Annotated in this window: 9 protein-coding genes; 6 read left to right on the plus strand and 3 right to left on the minus strand. The window is 57.2% G+C overall.

Features of this window, described 5'->3' with window-relative positions; all coding sequences use genetic code 11:
- Complete coding sequence (locus K227x_RS07250) at positions 1-5,766, plus strand: WD40 repeat domain-containing serine/threonine protein kinase (protein WP_145168910.1); 5,766 nt, start codon at positions 1-3, stop codon at positions 5,764-5,766.
- A 7-nt stretch (positions 5,767-5,773) separates the two neighbouring features.
- Here K227x_RS07250 and K227x_RS07255 read toward each other — a convergent pair whose 3' ends face one another.
- From K227x_RS07255 to K227x_RS07265, 3 genes are read right to left on the minus strand one after another with little or no spacing between them, the layout of a single operon-like run.
- Entirely contained in the window at positions 5,774-7,975 is a 2,202-nt protein-coding gene (locus tag K227x_RS07255; protein WP_218933836.1) for an HlyD family efflux transporter periplasmic adaptor subunit, read from the minus strand.
- Positions 7,972-9,066 (minus strand): efflux RND transporter periplasmic adaptor subunit, encoded by a 1,095-nt coding sequence (locus K227x_RS07260; protein ID WP_218933837.1) that lies wholly within the window; start codon positions 9,064-9,066, stop codon positions 7,972-7,974. The genes K227x_RS07255 and K227x_RS07260 overlap by 4 nt, the downstream gene beginning before the upstream one ends.
- 8 nt (positions 9,067-9,074) lie before the next feature.
- Positions 9,075-11,165 carry an efflux RND transporter periplasmic adaptor subunit gene (locus K227x_RS07265; protein ID WP_145168913.1) on the minus strand — a complete coding sequence of 697 codons (2,091 nt, stop codon included), beginning with the start codon at positions 11,163-11,165 and terminating at the stop codon, positions 9,075-9,077.
- A 343-nt stretch (positions 11,166-11,508) separates the two neighbouring features.
- Between K227x_RS07265 and K227x_RS07270 the strand changes: the two genes are divergently transcribed.
- The 5 genes from K227x_RS07270 (at position 11,509) to K227x_RS07290 (ending at position 19,759) form a co-directional block, all read left to right on the plus strand.
- Positions 11,509-13,341, plus strand: coding sequence for a TolC family protein (locus K227x_RS07270; protein ID WP_145168914.1), 1,833 nt, complete (start codon positions 11,509-11,511; stop codon positions 13,339-13,341).
- Positions 13,342-13,401: 60 nt separating this feature from the next.
- Positions 13,402-14,109 (plus strand): apolipoprotein acyltransferase, encoded by a 708-nt coding sequence (locus tag K227x_RS07275; protein WP_246146628.1) that lies wholly within the window; start codon positions 13,402-13,404, stop codon positions 14,107-14,109.
- 220 nt (positions 14,110-14,329) lie between these two features.
- Positions 14,330-15,742 carry a hemolysin family protein gene (locus K227x_RS07280; RefSeq protein WP_145168915.1) on the plus strand — a complete coding sequence of 471 codons (1,413 nt, stop codon included), beginning with the start codon at positions 14,330-14,332 and terminating at the stop codon, positions 15,740-15,742.
- 88 nt (positions 15,743-15,830) lie between these two features.
- Complete coding sequence (locus K227x_RS07285) at positions 15,831-18,071, plus strand: APC family permease (RefSeq protein WP_246146630.1); 2,241 nt, start codon at positions 15,831-15,833, stop codon at positions 18,069-18,071.
- 188 nt (positions 18,072-18,259) lie between these two features.
- Positions 18,260-19,759 (plus strand): sulfatase-like hydrolase/transferase, encoded by a 1,500-nt coding sequence (locus K227x_RS07290; protein WP_145168916.1) that lies wholly within the window; start codon positions 18,260-18,262, stop codon positions 19,757-19,759.
- The last annotated feature ends 104 nt before the right edge of the window (positions 19,760-19,863 follow it).

A 19,863-nucleotide genomic window follows, 5' to 3' on the forward strand; every position in this document is an offset into this window, starting at 1 on the left:
ATGGCTAAGAAAAAGAAACCATCATCGCGAGCATCGTCACCCAATGACGAGACGGTTCGAATCGACGCGGAACAAGAATCCGTCGGCGATGCCGATCGGTCGTCAAAGCCTGACAGCGAATCGCCGGCCACCGGTGCGCATGGTGATCATCCGACCGTGGATAGTCCGACGGAAAAAACACCGACCGGTCACACGACGATTTTGCCCACGCGGCCGCCATCGCCACCGACTGATCTCGATGCCACGGTGACGCTGGATAGCACGTTGGTTTTTGACGATGCGGCGGACACGGATGCGTCGGTCCGAGATACGGCGGTGACGGAACCACAAGATGGGACCCAAGAAACGGTCGCGGTGGATCCCACGTTCCATCCCGAAACGGGTGGTCGGGCGCCGTTGGACAAAACGGTTGCCAATATCGATATCGACCAAACGGTCGAAATCACTGCCCAAGAATCGGCCGATAACCAAGCGTCGATTCGAAACGCGGGAACGGTCGTGTACCGGGGCACCGCCGACAGGGATGTCAAAGCCGACAACGCCGACAAGTCTGGGATTGAAGCGACCGTTGCTTCGTTGGATGCGACCGTCAAAATCGGTGGCACGATTCTGGGCAGTCAGGCGATCGGTGCAACGGTAAACCCGCGTGAACTGTCGCCCGAAGAAGCCAAGCAGTGGAGCAGCATCGTTGGTGGTGATGATCGCGCCAGTCGCAGCTACGACTCACCGGCGATCAACCGTTCGTTCTCGGATCTTCATCTGGAACGACTGCGTCGCAATCAGGTCGCCGAACCGCACAGTGACCCCAATCTGCCGTCGGATTACCGGCTGAATCGGAAATTGGGCCAGGGCGGAATGGGAGATGTCTATTTGGCGCGTCAGCGTTCGCTGGACCGTCTGCTGGCGTTGAAGGTAATCAAGCCGCTGGAGGAAAATCGAAGACGACAACTTCAGAAATCAGGTCGGCTGGACAAAGTCGAAGACGAACGGCGGATGCAGTTCTTGGCCGAGGCGATCATCACGGGTGATTTGGATCACCCCAATATCGTTCCCGTTCACGACGTAGCACTGACTGCCGACGGCGATCTGTTCTATTCGATGAAGCGAGTCGACGGGACTCCTTGGTCGGATCAACTGCCCCAGATGACGATGTCAGAGAACCTGCAGACGTTGTTGCGAGTTTGCGACGCGGTCGGGTTCGCGCACACACGCAACGTGGTTCACCGAGACATCAAGCCCGAAAATATCATGCTGGGCGACTTTGGCGTCGTCATGGTGATGGACTGGGGGTTGGCGTTGCCGACGGGCGATTACGACAAGGAAAAACAAGCGTCGATCCTGTCGACATCTGGACTGGGCGGAACCCCAGCATTCATGGCTCCTGAAATGGCGATCGGACCATTGGAAAATATCGGGGTGACCGCCGATATCTACTTGCTCGGTGCGACCCTGTTCATGATCGTGACGGGGAACGCCCCGCACCAAGCACGGAACGTTTCGGAATGTCTGAAGGTCGTTCGCAACAACGCGATTCGAGAAATCGAAGACAAGCATCGCGGCGAGTTGATGGACATCGCCATGAAAGCGATGGCGACATTACCGGCCGATCGTTACCAGAGCGTGGCAGAGTTCCAACAAGCGATTCAAGAGTTTCTGTCGCATGACCAAAGCAACGGTCAGGCGACGCGAGCCTTCGAACTGCTTCACCGCGGCAAACAGAATCGTTCGCTGGCCGATTTTCACCGCGCGGTGCAAGGGTTCGAGGAAGCAATCCAGTCCTGGGATGGGAACCAGCGGGCGCGCGACGGGTTGGCCGAAACCATCATCGCGCATTCTGAAACGGCTTATGAAACCGGTGAATTCGAATCCGGGATTGCGTTGCTGGATGCAGAGAACCCGGAACATGCCGAGTTGCTGGCCAAATTGATCCACGCCCGCGACGAACGCGACTCGCGCGTTGGCAGGTTGAAACTTTTGCGGCGTGTTACCGCCGCCATGTTGGTCTTCATTCTGGTCGGTGCCGTCGTTTCGGTCGGCTGGATCAACCAGGCACGCAACGAAGCAGAGAAGGCGGCAGTGGAGGCGAAGAAGGCAGAGAAGATAGCGAAATTGGAGACAAGTCGAGCCACAGAGGCCGGCGCCAAGGAAAAACTGGCTAAAGAGGAGGCGCAAAAGGCAACCCAGGAAGCCCACGCTGCAAAGGACAAAGAACGCGAAGCTAAGGACAACGAAAGTATTGCAAAAAATGACGCGATCGCTGCTAGGTTGGTCGCCGAAAAAAGTACAAGAGAAGCACTTGAAGCAAAGCAGGAAGCGGAAGAATCGAAAGAAAGAGAGTCGGAAGCTAGGCAGGCTGCTGTGCGGGGGCAGAAAGCCGCTCAGTACGAAGAATATGTGTCGAAGATTGGCTTGGCCAAGGCCCGGTTGGAAGCCAATGATGGCCAGGGCGCTCGCAAAATCCTGAAAGAAGTCGAACATCTGCCGCGGTCCAATGGCTGGGAGTGGCGTTGGCTGATGCAGCAAGCCAGCCAATCGACATCGGACATTCAAGTCGATGCACCGGTGATCGACAGCTCAATTTCGTCGGATGGTCGCCATGGCGTGATCGCGACCGAAGATGGCCGAGTCGTGACGGTAACCTTTGACGAAAATGGCAACCTCGCCGGTCATGCCGAAATCGACCCGCTGCGACTGGCGTCTGGATTGGCGACTTCGGTGGCCATCGCCGACGACCCAGGATTGATCGCAGTTGGTCTGGAATCCGGCGACATTTGGGTCCTGACGCCCTCGGGTGATCGCGTCCTGAATGGCCATCAAGGCCGGATCGCTGATTTGCAGTTCACCGTCGATCAAACCTTGGTTTCGGGCTCGGCTGACCGCACTGTTCGTGTCTGGGATGGGAACGATGGGGAACAGCTGACGGCTGCGAAAGCATGCTGGCACTTGTCACCTGTCCGGCAATTGGCCGTCGCCGGAGATCGGGCGGCACTGCGAGTCGCTGTGGCAACGTCAGATAATTCCGGTGGCCAGGTTTCGTATTGGAAATTCGCATCGGACGATGAATTTCGACCTGATTTGCTGGGCACGTTCAGCCAGCATTTGTCAGCCGTGTCGGCAATTACGCTATCGGACGATGGACGCTGGGCCGCATCGGGTGACCGCGATGGACACGTCTGGGTCTGGAAACCATCGGACTTGAAAACGTCTGACTATGCCCAGGCCATCGCATCGGCGCTGGACCAAGTGGATGACGTCGGCGGTGATGCTGCCGTCTCCCCTGCCCCGTCGTCGATTCGATCGACGGTTCGTTACGCCGCGCTCTCGGACCCTCGCTTTGACGATGACAAGCAATGGGTATCGACCGCAGATTCAAAACCAGTTGGCTCGACCGGGATCGCCCATCAGGATGTCGTTCGTTCGATCCGGTTTAGCCAAGATGGTCGATCCATCGTGACGGCATCCGACGATTACACATCGAAACGTTGGGGACTGGAACATCGCGACCTGGAAACCGTCATGCGTGGGCACGGTGGTTGGGTGGTCGGAGCTGACTTTTTAGACGCTGCAGGAAATCGAGTGGTGTCGGCGTCGAACGATGGTTCGGTGCGCACCTGGAATGCAGATCAATACCGCGGCGAATTTGTCAGTCAGGTGGCAGTCGACGGCGCTGGTGATGGTGGTACCCCCGATGGCAACGAAGTGCTGCGTGACGCCGAAGCTCATGCAAAGGAGATCTCATCCGCTCGCTTTTCGCTGGACGGGACTCGCGTCTTGACCGCCAGCCGTGACCATACGGCACGCGTGTTAGCGATCGATCCGGAAACCTTGGCATTCAAGACCGTCGTGACGCTGGATTCGAACGAGGATCGGTTTTCGGATGGAACGTCCTACGTCGCCATGTCGATGGCCACCGACGTAAATCAGGATCGGCTATGGATTGGCAATGCGGACGCGACCATCCGTGTGTGGGACATCGATCGTGGCGTTGAAGTGGATCGTGTCAACGGCACCGGATTGAACAGTTCGTTTGCCGTGTCGAGCGATGGAAGGTGGTTGTTGACGGGGGCAAGTTCCGTGGACGTCAAAGCCATCTTGTGGGAACTGGATCCCACCGGAAAACTTCCACCTCGCAACACGCACAGTCTGGGTGGACATGATCAGGCGGTGACGGCGTTTGCAATCTCCAGCGATGGATCGCAACTGTTCACCGGCGATCGCGATGGGTTTGGATTGCTTTGGGACGCAGCCACGGGCCGCCCGATCGGCGCTCCGATCGAAAACGTTCGCGGATTTCGAATCAATGCGGCGGCGTTTTCGCCGGATGGGCGGCATTTGTTGGTCGCGGCCGATGACGAACAACTGACCAAAATCGATTTGCAGACCCGGCAGCAGGTGGGGCGTTGGAACCACGATGGTTTTGTGACTCGGTTGTCGCTGTCCGACGATGCCCGCTGGGCTGTGACGGTTAGCGAACGGTCGTCGGAAACACGCTTGACAACAACAGCCACATGTTGGGACTTGTCGCTTGGGAAAGGCGTCGTCTTGGACCGGTTGACCCAGCGTTTGGACCCGACGGCCAGCGGCCGCACGCAGCGTCGCCGAATCACGTCTGCTGGATTTGGGGCGGGATCTAACCAGGCGGCGGTTTGTCGGTCCGCTTGGGGTGACAACGGGTCGATGGTCCAACTGTTCGATCTGGATTCGGTCGCGCCGGATGCCCTGTCGCGTGATCCCGAAGCGGCCGATTCCAAACCCTTGCCCGCGATCAGTCAGTTCCAGTTACCTGAACGATTGGGAACGTCCGAAGTAGTCCTGCCGCTGGCGGATCAAAAAATTCTAACGATGAACCAGAACGCTGCATTTCAGTGGGACTTGAGCTCCGGCGACTTAGTCAAAAGCTATCGAACGCACGTAGCATTGACCGAGGCGAGCCTGTCCAGCGATGCAAAGTGGGCGGCGACGGCAAGTCGTTCCATCAAAATTTGGGATGCCGAAACGGGGCTGGCGGTCGAAAAGATCGAATCACCGCATGCGGGACCGGTTCGCAGCGTCGCGTTCTCGATGAAGAGTGACGCGGACCAGCACTGGCTGGCGACCGGCGGCGACGACGGCTACGCCAAGTTGTGGACTTGGAATCCAAAATCCAAGGCACTGAAATTGTCCGCAACGCTTGGCGGTGAAAGTCATCGAACATCGATCCGTCGAGTTGGGTTTTCGAACGATGGGAATCGGTTGATGGCGGTCGGCGACCATGGACGATTGACGATCTGGAACGTCGGGCAAACGCAGCCCGTGTGGACATTCGGTTCCGACACCGTGGGCAACTTTACCTGCGGTCGCTTTTCGGAAGACGGCAAGACGATCGCCATCGGCAGTACCGATCACAAAGTTCGTGTTTGGACGCTCGACGATGCCGATGGCCCCTTGGGCCAGCCGATTGTGATGGATGGCCACGCCGATGCCGTGTTGGACGTCGCTGTGGTTGGTGCGGGGGAAACGATGCGGATCTTCACTGCATCGGCGGACGATTCGGCTAGAGTCTGGGATCCGCGTATCGGCACCCTGGACGAACAGCAAAAGCCAGTCGCGGGTCGAGAAATTATCTCGCTGCGACGACACGATGGGGATGTGACCACGGTGGATGCGACACGCGATGGGCGGCTGTTGATGAGCGCAGGCAACGATGGCAACGTCGTTCTATGGCCTGCCCAGCCCGTCCGCACGATTCAAGCGGAAAGCCTGTTCGACGTTCTGGACGAAGACTGATCGTCAATCAGAATGATTCGCCGGACCACCGGTTTAGGCGGGACCAGATGGACTTGGGTTCGACTTGGATTTGTCCCCAAGCGATCATTCGTACGGGCAGGCCGTGAACCTGTGGGTCGATCTGAACTCGCACCGGGTAGAACGGTGTGGCCTGCGAGTCGATGGTGGATGGGGTCAACAGTCCCGCTTGAATCAATGAATCGGGAAGCTGTTGTTCGGGTGACGATGCGATCTGGATTACTCGTCCTTTCACACTGCCACGCGGATGCCCCGACACTCTTAAAATCGCAGTCTGCCCGATTCGAACTTGGTCAATGTCTTGTTGCCTCAGGTAGAAGACCGCTTCGCGTCGTGTCCGATCACCAACGGTGCACGCTGTCGTTCCGTCGGATAGCAACGCACCTTGGTTGACAGGATCCAGGGGAGCTCCGGACCAGGTGGTCGTCGTGATCTGGTCTGACCTTCGCGAAATCGTCGTCGGCGGGGCGAAGACGACGCCGTCGATGTGGCTGCGTATCCGTAGCCGGTCGCTTTCCTGTTGCAGAACCGATAACTGTTTGACGGTTTCCTGCAAGCCGCGTTCTAAGGTGGGGATCGCCGAGGCGGATTGGTGATCGATGCTGCGACGATCGCGTATGGTCGCAAGGCGAGTTTCAATTTGATCTCGCTTGGTCTCCAAAGCCAATCTTTGATCGGCGGTTGGGTGGTCGATCAATTCTGCGACGACCTGACCCGAACGGACCGTTTCACCGTGACGAACGGATTCGTCCAAGAAGCCTGACTTGGAAACCACCATCGTTTCACTGTCGGCGGGTTCGGTGATCATGGGGGCGGTCACGCCGGACGGTAACGGAACCAAAAACGATGCGGCCAGAGCGATGCCGCAGCCCAAGCGGTAGACCGTCGATCGCCCGGTTCCGGCTTGGTTCTTCGTCCCCTGCGGACGTTGACGTTGTATCGCTGATTTGGCTGAACGTACGCCCCAGGTCGCCAACAGGATGAATCCCAGTGCCAGCACGGCATCCCCGAATCCCCGCTGGTCCGCCCAAGCGTAGAACAGCGACAGAATCGCCACATACAGGAACGTTCGATAGACGCCGCTGGCGACCGCATAGCCGACCAGAAACCGATTTTCGCGGTTCTGGGACGGAGAGTTTTCGTAGGCAAGCGAACCGGCCGCCGACGAATCTTGGGACCACCACCGGCGGATGACATGTCGAAGTTGTTCGCGAGCTCGTCCGCCCAAGTTCGGGATGCCAACAGCATCGCAAAGCAAATAATAGCCGTCGTATCGCAACAGCGGATTGCCATTGAACAAGATGGTTGATATCGAGCACACGGTCATGATGGTAACGCACAGATCGCGGATCGGGCCGTCGATCGTGGATACCCAAACCAAGGTGGCGATCGCCGCGATGACCCATTCGGCCATCATCCCGGCAGCCGATACCAACATTCGTTTCCAGGGTCGATCCATCAGCCAGGCATCGGACACGTCACAGTACAAACAAGGAACCCCGAACAGGATCATCAGACCCATTTCGCGGCACCGGCCTCCGAACCGTTGGCATGCCAATGCGTGCGCCAGTTCATGAATGACCTTGGTCGCGCCGATCACCGCCAGCAACATCCACCACTGGTCGAAACGGCTTGCCGCGGTGGCAATGTCGTCGGCGAACTCTCCGAAACGTGTCACGACAATCGTGGTCGCGATGATCGTCATGGCACCGGCGACGGCCAACGCAGGTCTAGAAAAGAGGACGCGTCCGAGTGGTTCCAATCTGGATAGCCAATCGCTTGGGTCGACACCTGGCAATCGAATGACCAGCGGTTTGATCCACCAAGGTTGTCGATCGATGGGGCGTTGCAGCTTTGCGGGCGTCGTGGCGAGTAGTCCTTTCGACTGGGCGTCCGCAAAAAAGTGGTCCACTTGTTGTGGCAAAAGCCGGGCTGGCAAGAACAGTTTTGCGGCGGCGTGATGGAGTTCACCGGGGTCTCGGATCCCATCGGCCAAGCTCAACATCGCATGTTCTTGCGGACTGAAATAGAAAAACGTTCCAGCGATCGGGTCTTTGATCACCCAGACCTGGCGACGGTTCGACCAGATGGGTCGATGGACTAGGTCGGCGCGCAGTCGAGGCTGTACCGGCTTGGCCGGCATGTGGCTCGATTGGCGTCGCCCACCATTGTCTGTGCCGCTGGTGATCAAGGTGTCAGTTCCAGGCTAAGTCGCATGCCGGGCAATACCACTAGATCGCTGTTGTCGAATTCAACCCAAAAACGAACCTGTTTGTTGACGGGGTCAATTTCGGGACTGACGAAGACGATCTTGCCGCTGCGTTGCACCACTGATTCTGCCGTTTGGATCCGCAGGTTGACTTGCGGCGATCGCTTCAGCGCCGACACGTCGTCCAGGTTTGCGAAACCTTCGGCACGCAATCGATTCAGTCGAATCACACGAACCATCGGTTCGCCCTCGGTCACCCAATCGCCCGGCCGCCGATGGATTTCGACAACAACACCGTCGATTGGCGAGACAACTTGATGACGCAGCACTTCTAGGTTTGCCAGTTCGGTTTGTTGGCGGGCCAGTTCTAGGTTCAGTTCGTTGATCTTCTCGTCGACTTCCGCTTGACGAAGTTCCAGTTTCGATTGCTGGACCAGCCACAGATGGCCGGCAGCCGCCTCTGTCTCGGCTTGAGCACTGAGTTCTTCGATTTCGTGCTCTGACTTGGCTTGCTGAGTTTCCAGGATCGACTTTTCGTAGGCTAAACGGAGTCCTTCGATCTCGGATGTCGAGATGCTTTGGGCGTATGCGCGGCGAGAGGCCAAAGCACGGTCGAGTTCGTTTTTGGCGACTTCAGACGCTTTTTCCGTTGCGGCGATGCGGACTAAGTTGGTTGCCTTTTTGTTGGCCACCCGCTTTAGCATCTCTTGTTCTTTGGCAGCTTGGCGTGTGGAACCTACAGCGGCTTCGGCCTGTTCGGTGGACAGACCGTCTTTGATTTTTCGCCGGGCAACGTCCAACTGAGTTGCGGCGATCGCTTGGCGGATACGAGCTTCGCGGTCGTCGGTCGTGGCGATCAATTTGCCAGTCGCTACCGAGTCACCTTCGCGAACGGTCATGGATGCGATCGATCCGGTTCGGCCCGCAGGAACATCGATCGATTCGATGACCGTGACAATCAAATCATCCATCGCGATCGTGTCATCCGCGACCGCAGAATGCGAAAGGACACATCCCAGCACCAGGCAAACGGTGCTGCGAACGACGGATTGGATGGCTCGTTTAGGAAGCATAGGATTCGTTAAAACCAAATTTGGCGACGGTACCATTGGATCAGACTGCGCAGATAGACGAAGCCGGCGGGAGAATTGCCGCAGTGAATTTTTGCGACCAAAGTGGCACCCGGTCGCAGGCGTTCTTGGTCGCCGGTGCGAATGGGCACACGGCCGCGGACGACGGACTTTGCCTCTGCGTTCAGGTCCGCGGTCAACGACAAGTCGGCGATGGTGCCTTGGTAGGTTTGCGTCGGATCGGAGCGCAGTTTGAACGTGCATTGCACGGGTTGGTCGACGTGCGATGGCAGGTACGCGATTGCTTGGTCGGGAATGTCCAGTTCGGCATTCCAACCCTCCGATTCGGCGATCACGCTTAGCAGGTACTGGCCATGGGTGACCGGCCGGGACGAAAGGGAATCGACCAGATTCCATTGATCAACGACACCATCGATGGGGCTGCGCAACGTCAATTGTTTCTGTTGATGATGGATGGCGTCGAGTTGGCGTTGCAGACCGATGATTTCGGATTCGATCACGCGAGCGTCGGCGGACGATTGCGTGTCGCGGGTGGTCGATCGCAGCGCCGACAACGATTCGCGTTTGGTTTGGGCGGTGTCCAAGGCAGCCAACAGGGATTGTTGCTTCAGGTCCAGATCAGGGCTGCGCATGACGACCAGTTCCTGGCCGCTGCGGACGGTTTCGCCGTCCGAAACCAAAACCTCGGATACAACGCCGGCGGCGGGCGAAAATAGTCGTGATTGCCGGACCGGGACCACGCGTCCTTCGACGGGAAGGTTAAACGGCACCGGAATTAGAGCGGCAGCGATCACGATTGCGGCAATGATCGCGATGCTGATTTTGCTTTGCCGCGATGCCCATTGGATTCCGCGGCCCGCCATCGTTGGTGTTTGCGAATCAGCACGAACGATGGCATCCTGGATCGCTCGCGTGATGGTCCAACGATGCGGCGTGTATCGATCAAGTGAAGCGGGTTGGTCGCTCGTGTTTGACCCGGTGGAATCAGCGTCCCGTTGAACGCCCCGGTCCGCCTTACGGTCGGTGTCACTTGCCGTGCCAAATCGTTCCAGCACCATGGCGGCGACCGGTCCCGTTGATTCCGTTGCCGCCGCAGGGAACGCCGCGCCGGTCCGATGGGACGAAGCGTTTTCTGCGATGCCACCGATGAATTCAATCCGAATGTCTCGGCAATCGGTTTGTTTGCGATAGGTTTGCCAAGCGTCGATTTTGTCACGGTCGGCGTCCCCGCGTGGTTCCACGTCGGCTGTGCCCGAAAATATGTCCGTGGTGGTCGCATAGGTATCCACCATTTGCTGCATCCATCGAACATGGTCCGCGCGGTGGTCGATGTGCGACGGAGTCGAAGTGGCGATCATTCGCGACCCGCCATGTTGGCCGTGGTCGCCGCCGATCCGCAAGATCGATACCCGGTCGACTTCCGTCATGCGTTGGACCGAAACCGCGATCGAAGTCCATGTTTCGGTTAAATTGGAACCGCGGTACAAGCTGGCGACGAAGGATTCGCGGTCATCCATCTGGCCCAAGTGGGACTGCAATCGAATGACTCGGCATCGCAGATATGCAGATGATGCGAGGTCCATCAACGCGGATGCCAGTTGCTCCGATGCGGCTCGCCGATCGACTGCGATGGGGGCCGCAAAGCGAGCTTCCCAGGTCAATTGAGTTGACGGAAGCAGCGGTAAACTGACTCGCAATCGTGCGCCGGTTGTGGATCCGTCGGATGACCAATGTGGGTGCCCGTCGGCTCCCGACGTGTCGACTTTGGCGTCAAACACAGCCAACCCGATCTGCGAAAGCGAATTCGGTTGACCATCTTCGACGGCGTAGAGATGCGTTGCTTGGGCGCCGGTGATGCTATGGAAACCGGCCAACAGATTTTCGAAATGGGTGGCGGATTCACCTCTGCGAAGCGCCGGACAGGTGCGTGCTTCGATTTCCATCTGTTCGATCAAGCGATGCGAATCAGCCCAGATTCGTGAACTGTCGCCGCTGGCATCGGATGCCGCCGGACGTGTCACCCCAGTCGAGCCGGGGCTCGCAGCGGGCGACTGATCCAGCGGGGGACGGCGGTCAGGCATGACAAAAAAGGCGTCGCAGCGACGCAGAGGAGCTAGGGGAACGAAAACGTTTCAGGCGATCCCATCACCGGACGCCAATGCAGACTTGGCGGATCGTGGTTCGCCGTGAGCCGCTTCTATTTTAGCTGCGACAGCAGGCATCGAGCGTGAAACACCGGGGTTTCATGACGATCTGACGCGGGCTGGGCGATTTCGTTCGGATTGATTGGACGGCAGCCCTTGGATTGTACGAATAAAGCGAATAGCGCCAGTTGTGCCGATCGGTGGGACATCCTGCGCAATCCCGTTCTAAACGGGGTCTGAATCCATCTCGACGAACTTGCTGCGCTTTCCGACTGCGGTCATGAATTCCCTACCATCGAAACGTGTTTTCCATGCGATCCGCTGCGGCGGACGCTGGCACTGCGCGCTGGCGGTCGGATTGGTCTTGGTATTGGGGTGCCGATCGTACCGCGACATTCCACAGACGATTGGAAACAACACCGATAGCATCGATTCGTTGATGCAACAGGTGGACGCTGGGCCGCCGCCGAGCGAACCGGTCGAATGGACCGCTCAGCCAATGACGCTGCGCAGCCCCGAGGATTTCGAAAACGCTCAATACCGTGAACTGTCGCTGCAGCAGGCGATCGAAACGGCCCTCGGTAACGCACAGGTGCTTCGTGATCTTGGTGCGACCGTGCTGCGGTCGCCCAGCCTTGTGACAACGACCGAGGCATTGGGGTTGGTACAGACCGACCCGCAGGCCAGTATCGAAGCCGCGTTGTCAGCTTACGATGCTCAGGTCTATGGATTTGGCAAATGGCAAAACAACGACCGACGTTTCAACAATCGTTTCTTTGGTGGCGGTTCAACCGCGTTCAAACAGGACACGCATGACTATGTCCTGCAGCTGTCCAAGCGAACCGCAACAGGTGCTCAATTTGCCCTTCGCAGTGTGACCGACTACGACGCCAACAACGCGACTGGCAACTTGTTCCCCAGTGCTTGGCAGAGCCAGTTGCATGCCGAGATGCGTCAGCCATTGATGCAGGGTGGCGGTCTAACATTCAACCGAATCGCTGGTCCTGCGGCTCAGCCCGGCGTTTACAACGGCATCCTGATCGCGAAAGTCAACAGCGACATCACGGCGGCCAAATTTCGATCGCAAACGCGTGATTTCGTCAGCAACGTCATCAATGCCTATTGGGATCTGTACTTTGCGTATCGCGACCTGGACGCCAAAGCGGCCGCGCTTGAACGCAGCCGCGAAACCTGGGAAAGCTACCAGGCACAGAAAACCAGCAGCCGAAAATCGGGGGCTGCCGAAGCTCTGGCTCGCGAACAGTACTATCGATTCAAATCCGAACTTCAGGATGCGATCGCTGGGAAGTTGACTCAGCGGACTCAGGTCAATCAATCCAGCACGGGCGGGACGTTTGCGGGAATTGGTGGCGTTCAGGCAGCCGAGCGGAGGCTGCGATTGCTGATTGGTTTCCCGCTTTCCGATGGCACCTTGATTCGCCCATCCGACGAACCCAACGAGGCGCCGTTGGTGTTTGACTGGGATTCGATTTCGGCCGAAGCGATCCAATTGCGAAGCGAGTTACAGCAACAGCGTTTGACCGTGAAGCGACGTGAAATGGAACTCTTGGCAGCCAAGAATTTCCTGATGCCGTCGCTGGACTTGGTGTCGATTTATCGTCTCCGCGGCTTGGACCAGAATTTGGCGGGCAACGATAGTGCGTTGGAAGAGGTCGGCACTTTCGACTATCAGGAATACGAAGCCAGTTTAGAATTGCGGCTGCCGGTCGGGTTTCGCCAAGGGCACGCAGCGGTCCGGCACGCTCGATTCCAGATTTCGCGAGAAAAAGCGATCTTGCAGGAACAGGAACGCCAAATATTGCACGACCTGATGTCGGTGGTCGCGGACGTTGATCGGGCCTACGCCCAAATGCAAACCAACATGAACCGCTATATCGCTGCGAGCGAGGCGCTCGAAGTGCTGCAGGCGAACCGGCATGCTGGGTTGCCGGTCAATCTGGAGCAGCTGTTGGATTCCCAGCGACGCATCAGCGAGGCCCAAAGTCGGTACTTTTTGTCACTGGCCGAGTACACGGTCGCCAGCAAAAATGTGCAGTTTGAAAAGGGAACTTTGCTGCAAATGGCTAATATGGTGATCGCCGATTTGCCTTGATTGTAGTCTAGGGGTGTACGGCAGCTCCTGACGATCGTCCAAATCCCGCAATGCTGAAGCATGAACAACGAAGCCCTGATTCGAAAATTTCACGACCACGCGGCGTTGTCTCCCGAGAACCCCGATGATCCGGATTCATTGATTGGGTTCTTTCAGACTTTTCGTCCCGATGGCAAGTCGCTGGGCCCGCTGTTGCATGATCTGGATTTTGGTGATCCGCAGATCGGGCCCGCGTTGGCTGGTCGGATCAGCGAACTGTTCCAATTGGCTGGTGATGATCGGCGTCCCCAAGGCGGCCGAGACGCCTATTTTGTCGTGCGAAATCCACAGCCGCTGGATCCGGAACTGGCCAGCCAATGGGCCACACAGTGGTTGACCAACGTCCGAGACTTGGCGATTTCGGTCGGCGATTCCGAAGTCGCGATGGCGTTGGACCCGCTGCCGTCGATTCGGGTCTTGATCGGAACGCCGCCAAAGCATCCCAAAGATGCCGCCGAAAAATCAAATTTGTTGACGATGATCCAGCAGAATGTGGCTGGGTTGGTGGAACAGTTGGACGCCGGACCGTTGCCGACAACGTTGCGGCCGGCTTACTACTTCATCGCCTGCGACGCGTTGCTGCGGGACTACTTGATGTGGCCCTTCTATGAAAAAGCATCGGGGCATCCGGACCCCTTCCAGCCCTATTTTGGACTTTGGCAGCACGGTGTGAAGTTTCGGATCTTCGGGGATGACCAAGTGGACCTGTATCTGCCACGCACCGACTGATCCGCCGTGGTGCGCATGAATGGGGGCCGGATCGGCGAACCCGCTTTGCCCTCGATGGCGTTTGATAGCAGGGCGATGTGCCTGCTGTGGCAGCACGGGGGGCAGAAATCTGAACCATTGTCCCGGTGCAGATCTTCCAGATTGAGTATGCTTTGCGCCGCGAGGCCCGTTTTGAAACGGTTTTTCCGCGACACGACGGACTCAACCTCTTGGATTAAGAATGGACAGCATGATCGGTTCGGTGACTTCACTTTTGGCTTCTACAGCAAGTGAGGTTGGCGGCCAGGAGTCCGAAGTCGCGACCAACGGCGACTTGTCGGTAACGCTGATCTACCTGGGCGCGGCCGTGTTGTTGATCATTCTGAACGGCTTCTTTGTGGCCGCCGAGTTCTCGTTGGTGAAGGTTCGGATCTCTCGGATTGAACAGTTGGCGCGAGACGGCAAGATGTTTGCCGGGACCGCCAAATGGCTGGCCAAACGCTTGGACGAATCGCTGTCGGCTTGCCAATTGGGCATCACGATGGCTTCGTTGGCCTTGGGTTGGGTGGGGGAGCCCGCCTTTGCGCGATTGGTCGAACCAGTGTTGGCGTGGGGCGGAGTCACGGATCCGCGCGTCATGCACGTGCTGGGATTCACGCTGGCGTTTTCGGTGATTACCGGTTTGCACCTGGTCGTCGGCGAACAGTTTCCCAAGATCTTTGCGATCCGGCGGCCCGAGCAGATGTTGCTGTGGTGTGCGGTGCCGCTGAAGTTTTTCTATGTGATCCTGTTCCCGTTCCTGACGGTATTGAACGTGGTCACATCGTTTCTGCTTCGGATGGTGGGGATTAAGGGAGCCGCTGATCACGATGGGGCCAACACCGAAGAAGAAATTCGAGCCTTGCTGCGCGAAGCACACGTGCACGGGAATCTGTCTCGCAACGAGCACTCGCTGATCAACAATGTGTTCGAGTTTGACGACATGATTGTCCGCCGCGTAATGTTGCCGCGTGGTGACGTCGTCTTTTTTGACATCAACGAACCGGTGGCCAACCTACGCGAGCTGGTGCGCCAGACCATGCACACTCGTTACCCGGTGTGTGATCGTTCGCTGGACAAAGTGATCGGGGTCATCCACATCAAGGACCTGTTGGTCATCCCCGCCGATGTCGAAGATTTTGATTTGCGATCGATCGTTCGTCCGCCTAAAAAGGTGCACGAAACGATGCCGATCAGCCATGTTCTGAGGCACTTTCAAGCGACGCACCAGTTGATGGCTTTTGTCATCGACGAATACGGAACGATCACCGGCATGGTGACTCTGGAGAATGTTCTGGAGAAAATCGTGGGTGAGGTTGATGACGAATTTGATAATGCCGATCCCAATGTCGTGCCGGCTGGTTCGGGCGAATACATCGTCAATGGTTTGACGGGGTTGGACGAAGTTCGTCGCAAGCTTTCGATTCCGCTAGACGAATCCGACGAAGCAGACACGGTCAGCGGTTTGTTGATGGACGTCAAACAGAAGATTTTGTCGCAGGGTGATCGAGTCAAGTTGGTCGGCGCCACCGTCGAAGTCTTGGAAATGAAGAATGATAGTGCGACCAAAGTGAAATTCAAAATAGACACGTCGTCGTCACCCTATCTGGGTTAGCGGGCCAAGTTGAGCCGCGCGGACGTTCGTTTATTTTTCATTGGCACCTTTGCCGAATTTGGCATCGGGTGCCGCACGGAAGTCAAAATTGTCAAACAAGATTTCTGATACCCAGGTCAGCGGACCTGCCAAGTTCGGAACGTTCGGTGGTGTGTTCACGCCATGCACGTTGACGATCCTGGGTGTCATCATGTTCCTGCGATTCGGCCAGGTGGTCGGGCAGTCGGGAATCATCAACGCGGTGCTGATCGTGTTGGCAGCCAAGGCGATCACGACCCTGACGACGTTGTCGTTGTCGGCGATTGCGACGAACACTCGGGTCAAGGGTGGTGGGGCGTATTACCTAATCAGCCGATCGTTGGGCGTCGAATTTGGCGGTGCGATCGGGATTCTTTTCTTCGCGGCCCAGGCGATCTCGGTCGCGATGTACATCATCGGGTTTACCGAGGCGTTTGCCGTCACGTTTCCTCAGTGGGCGGACGAATTCACTGCGATCGCCAGTCTGGTCAATGTCGGCGTGTTTCTGTGTGTTTACGTCGGTGCCGGTTGGACGATCAAGGTCCAGTATTTCATCCTGGCGATCTTGGTTGCCGCGATCGGTTCGTTTTATGTCGGTGCAATTCAGGACTTCAATCCGGACTACCTGCGAGCCAACCTTTCCCCCCATTACTTGGGTGGCGAAAATTGGTTCACGATGTTTGCGTTGTTCTTTCCTGCGGTGACAGGCATCATGGCAGGAGCCAATATGTCTGGTGACTTGGCCAATCCGTCGAAATCCATTCCGACCGGAACGTTGTTGGCGATCGCTGTGACAGCCGTGGTTTACCTGTCGCAAGTATTCCTGTTGGGAAGTGCCCGTTCGCCCGACGAATTGACCGCCAACAACATGGTGATTCGCGACATTGCGTTATGGCCGATTGCGATCACGGCCGGGGTTTTTGCGGCGACACTTTCGTCGGCGCTGGGCAGCATGATGGGCGCACCGCGAATTCTGCAGGCTTTCGCACGCGACGAAATCTTTCGCTCGCTAAGGTTCTTTGGCGCCGGCAGTGGGCTGACCAATGAACCCCGCCGCGCGACGGTGTTGACGTTTGCGATCGCCCAGGTCTGCATTGTGTTGGGAGATCTGAACGCGATCGCGCCGATCATCACCATGTTTTTCATGATCACCTACGGGTTGCTGAACCTGGCGACGTTTTACGAAGCGGTCACGAAAAACCCCAGCTATCGTCCGACCTTTCGCTACAGTCACTGGATGACATCACTGGCTGGCACCTTGGGGTGCTTGGGCGTGATGTTTTTGGTCAATTGGATTTGGGCTACCGTTTCGATCTTGTTCATTGCCGGTTTGCACTGGTTCATCCGGTCACGCGAGATCGAATCGCGTTGGGGGGATCTGCAAAGCGGGGTCATCTTTGAACGTGCTCGCAAAGCTCTGTTGAAATTAGAAGTCGAAGCCTACCACCCCAAAAATTGGCGGCCGATCATCATGGCGCTCAGCGGGACCGGCTGGACGCGTAGCCATATTCCGATCTACGGCCATTGGCTGACATCTGGGCACGGCATGTTGACGTTGGCCCAGGTGGTCAGTGGCGATATCGAAGACCATGCCGAACGCCGCGATCGGTATGAAAAGGTGCTGCGTAACTTCATCGCCAAAGAGCAACTCGAAGCGTTCCCGGCGGTGACCTGCAACGCGATTTTGTCCGACGGGATCGAAGCGTTGATCCAATGTTCTGGGATCGGTGGATTGCGGCCCAACACGGTTTTGATGGGATGGCCGCGAGACCAGTCCAGAGCCGAGGCGTTCGGCGCCAATATCCGTTTGATTGCACGCATGAACCGCAGCATCCTGGCCATGCGTTTTCTGTCGCACCGCGGCGACGATTCCGACGACCACAGCGACGTGGACGAACACTGGAAGGTGCCGGCGGGGACGATCGACGTTTGGTGGCGGGGAATGGAAAATGGCGCTTTGATGATGTTGCTTGCGCACCTTCTGCACCAAAACCCGGGATGGCGAGACAACCCGATTCGTCTGCTTCGTGTGGTCGAAAATGAAGAAGCCGAACAGGAGGTTCGAAAGCACTTGATCGAGCTCGGGGCTTCGTCGCGAATTACGATTGTGCCCGAGGTGATCGTGTCTAGTCGGTCGCCCGCCCAAGTGATCGCCGAAGCGTCCCGCTCGGCTGCGATCGTTTTGCTGGGGTTCCAGACTCCCGACGAAGGGAACGAAATGGAACTCTACCAACGCATGGAATGGATGGCCGGTGACCTGCCGCGTGTGTTGTTTGTCGACAGCGCCGGCGGGATGGCGTTGGAATCCTGATCGCGATTCCGCGGGCAGGTCGATTGGCAGCGGAATTGACTTGTTTGATCGCAGCGAAGACACTGGAAGGCGAGATTTTCCGGTTTTCCAGCTTTTCAATGGTGTGACGATGAACGTTCGTCGGCACCGCGTTTTCTGGACGCGTTTGATCAGTGGGAACGCCGCCCGCCTTCGCTATGGAACCGTCGATGATACGTTCTGGTATTTCCACCCTGTCGTTGGGCTTCGTCCAATTCAATCTGCCGACACTGCGAACCGCGTTCGCAACGATCTTGGCATTGGTTAGCGTGGCGGGGACCCGTGTCGCGTTTGCGCAAGACGACAGCGACGATGGTGATCAGCGGCCGAACATCGTGTTCATCTTTGCTGATGATCAGTGCTTTGAAACGATCGGCGGACTGAACAATCCTGAGGTTGAAACACCGAATTTGGATCGTCTGGTGCGTCGCGGCACCACGTTCACACACGCCTACAACATGGGATCGTGGAGCGGCGCGGTTTGTGTTGCCAGTCGGACGATGTTGAACTCTGGACGTTTTGTTTGGAGCGCGAATTCGATCTATGACCGTTCGGAACGCGAACGTACCGAGGGGCGGTGGTGGAGCGAATACTTGAAGTCGGCTGGCTACCGAACTTACATGACCGGCAAATGGCACTGCAAAGCCAATGCAGAGCGATCCTTCGATGTGGCCCGCGACATTCGTCCCGGAATGCCCAAGGATAACAAGGCCGGCTACAATCGTCCGCTGCCCGATGGCAGCGATCCGTGGTCGCCTTCGGATCCGAAGTTCGGTGGGTACTGGCAGGGCGGTACGCATTGGAGCGAAGTGGTCGCTAACCATGCTGACGAGTTCTTGGAAGATGCCAGCCAGAATCCCGATCCGTTCTTCATGTACTTGGCGTTCAATGCACCGCATGATCCGCGGCAATCGCCCCAGGAATACGTTGACAAGTATCCGGTCGACGACATCGCCGTTCCCGAGAATTTTCTGAGCAACTATCCGTACGCCGATGCGATTGGATGTGGGCCAGGTCTACGTGACGAACGACTCGCTCCGTTCCCTCGCACACCTGAGGCGGTCAAAGTTCATCGTCAAGAATATTACGCGATCATCACGCACATGGATGTCATGATCGGGCGAATCTTGGATGCGATTGAAAAGACTGGCAAAGCGGACAATACCTGGATCTTCTTTACCGCTGACCATGGATTGGCGGTCGGACAGCATGGTTTGATCGGCAAACAAAATCTTTACGATCACAGTGTCCGTGTGCCGCTGATGGTGGTTCGTCCGGGTGGCCAGCCCGGTCGCCAGATCGATCATCCGGTTTACCTGCAAGACATCATGCCAACGACATTGCAGTTGGCCAAAGTCGACAAGCCGGATCATGTCGACTTTCATAGTCTGATCCCAATGTTGGACCAGTCGGCACAGAGTCCCTACGAATCGATCTATGGTGCCTACCTTGATAAACAACGTAGTATTCGTACCGACCAATACAAATTGATTGCCTATCCCGATGCGGGTGTGTTGCGGCTGTACGATGTGCAAGCCGATCCAAAAGAAATGCATGATTTGGCGGACGATCCGCAGTCAAAGCCATTGGTCAAACAATTGTTTGCTGAACTGCAGCAGTTGCAAAGCAGCCTTGACGACCATTTGGACCTGACGCCGTTGGCTCCCTAACGAAGCGGCCCCCCCCTTCCCACCGGCAGCCTTGGTTGGCGGCAACGTCGATTGTCGTTTGGTGCGGCCTGTGTTGTCTCTCCTTCCCCCCCCCCCTCCCCTAT

The sequence above is a fragment of the Rubripirellula lacrimiformis genome, assembly GCF_007741535.1.
GTDB classification, from domain to species: domain Bacteria; phylum Planctomycetota; class Planctomycetia; order Pirellulales; family Pirellulaceae; genus Rubripirellula; species Rubripirellula lacrimiformis.

Excerpts from the sequence above, each read along its gene's own strand:
- K227x_RS07250 (WP_145168910.1), top strand. The coding sequence starts at position 1 with ATGGCTAAGAAAAAGAAACCATCATCGCGAGCATCGTCACCCAATGAC.
- K227x_RS07260 (WP_218933837.1), bottom strand. The coding sequence starts at position 9,066 with ATGCTTCCTAAACGAGCCATCCAATCCGTCGTTCGCAGCACCGTTTGC.
- K227x_RS07265 (WP_145168913.1), bottom strand. The coding sequence starts at position 11,165 with ATGCCTGACCGCCGTCCCCCGCTGGATCAGTCGCCCGCTGCGAGCCCC.
- K227x_RS07270 (WP_145168914.1), top strand. The coding sequence starts at position 11,509 with ATGAATTCCCTACCATCGAAACGTGTTTTCCATGCGATCCGCTGCGGC.
- K227x_RS07275 (WP_246146628.1), top strand. The coding sequence starts at position 13,402 with ATGAACAACGAAGCCCTGATTCGAAAATTTCACGACCACGCGGCGTTG.
- K227x_RS07280 (WP_145168915.1), top strand. The coding sequence starts at position 14,330 with ATGGACAGCATGATCGGTTCGGTGACTTCACTTTTGGCTTCTACAGCA.
- K227x_RS07290 (WP_145168916.1), top strand. The coding sequence starts at position 18,260 with ATGATACGTTCTGGTATTTCCACCCTGTCGTTGGGCTTCGTCCAATTC.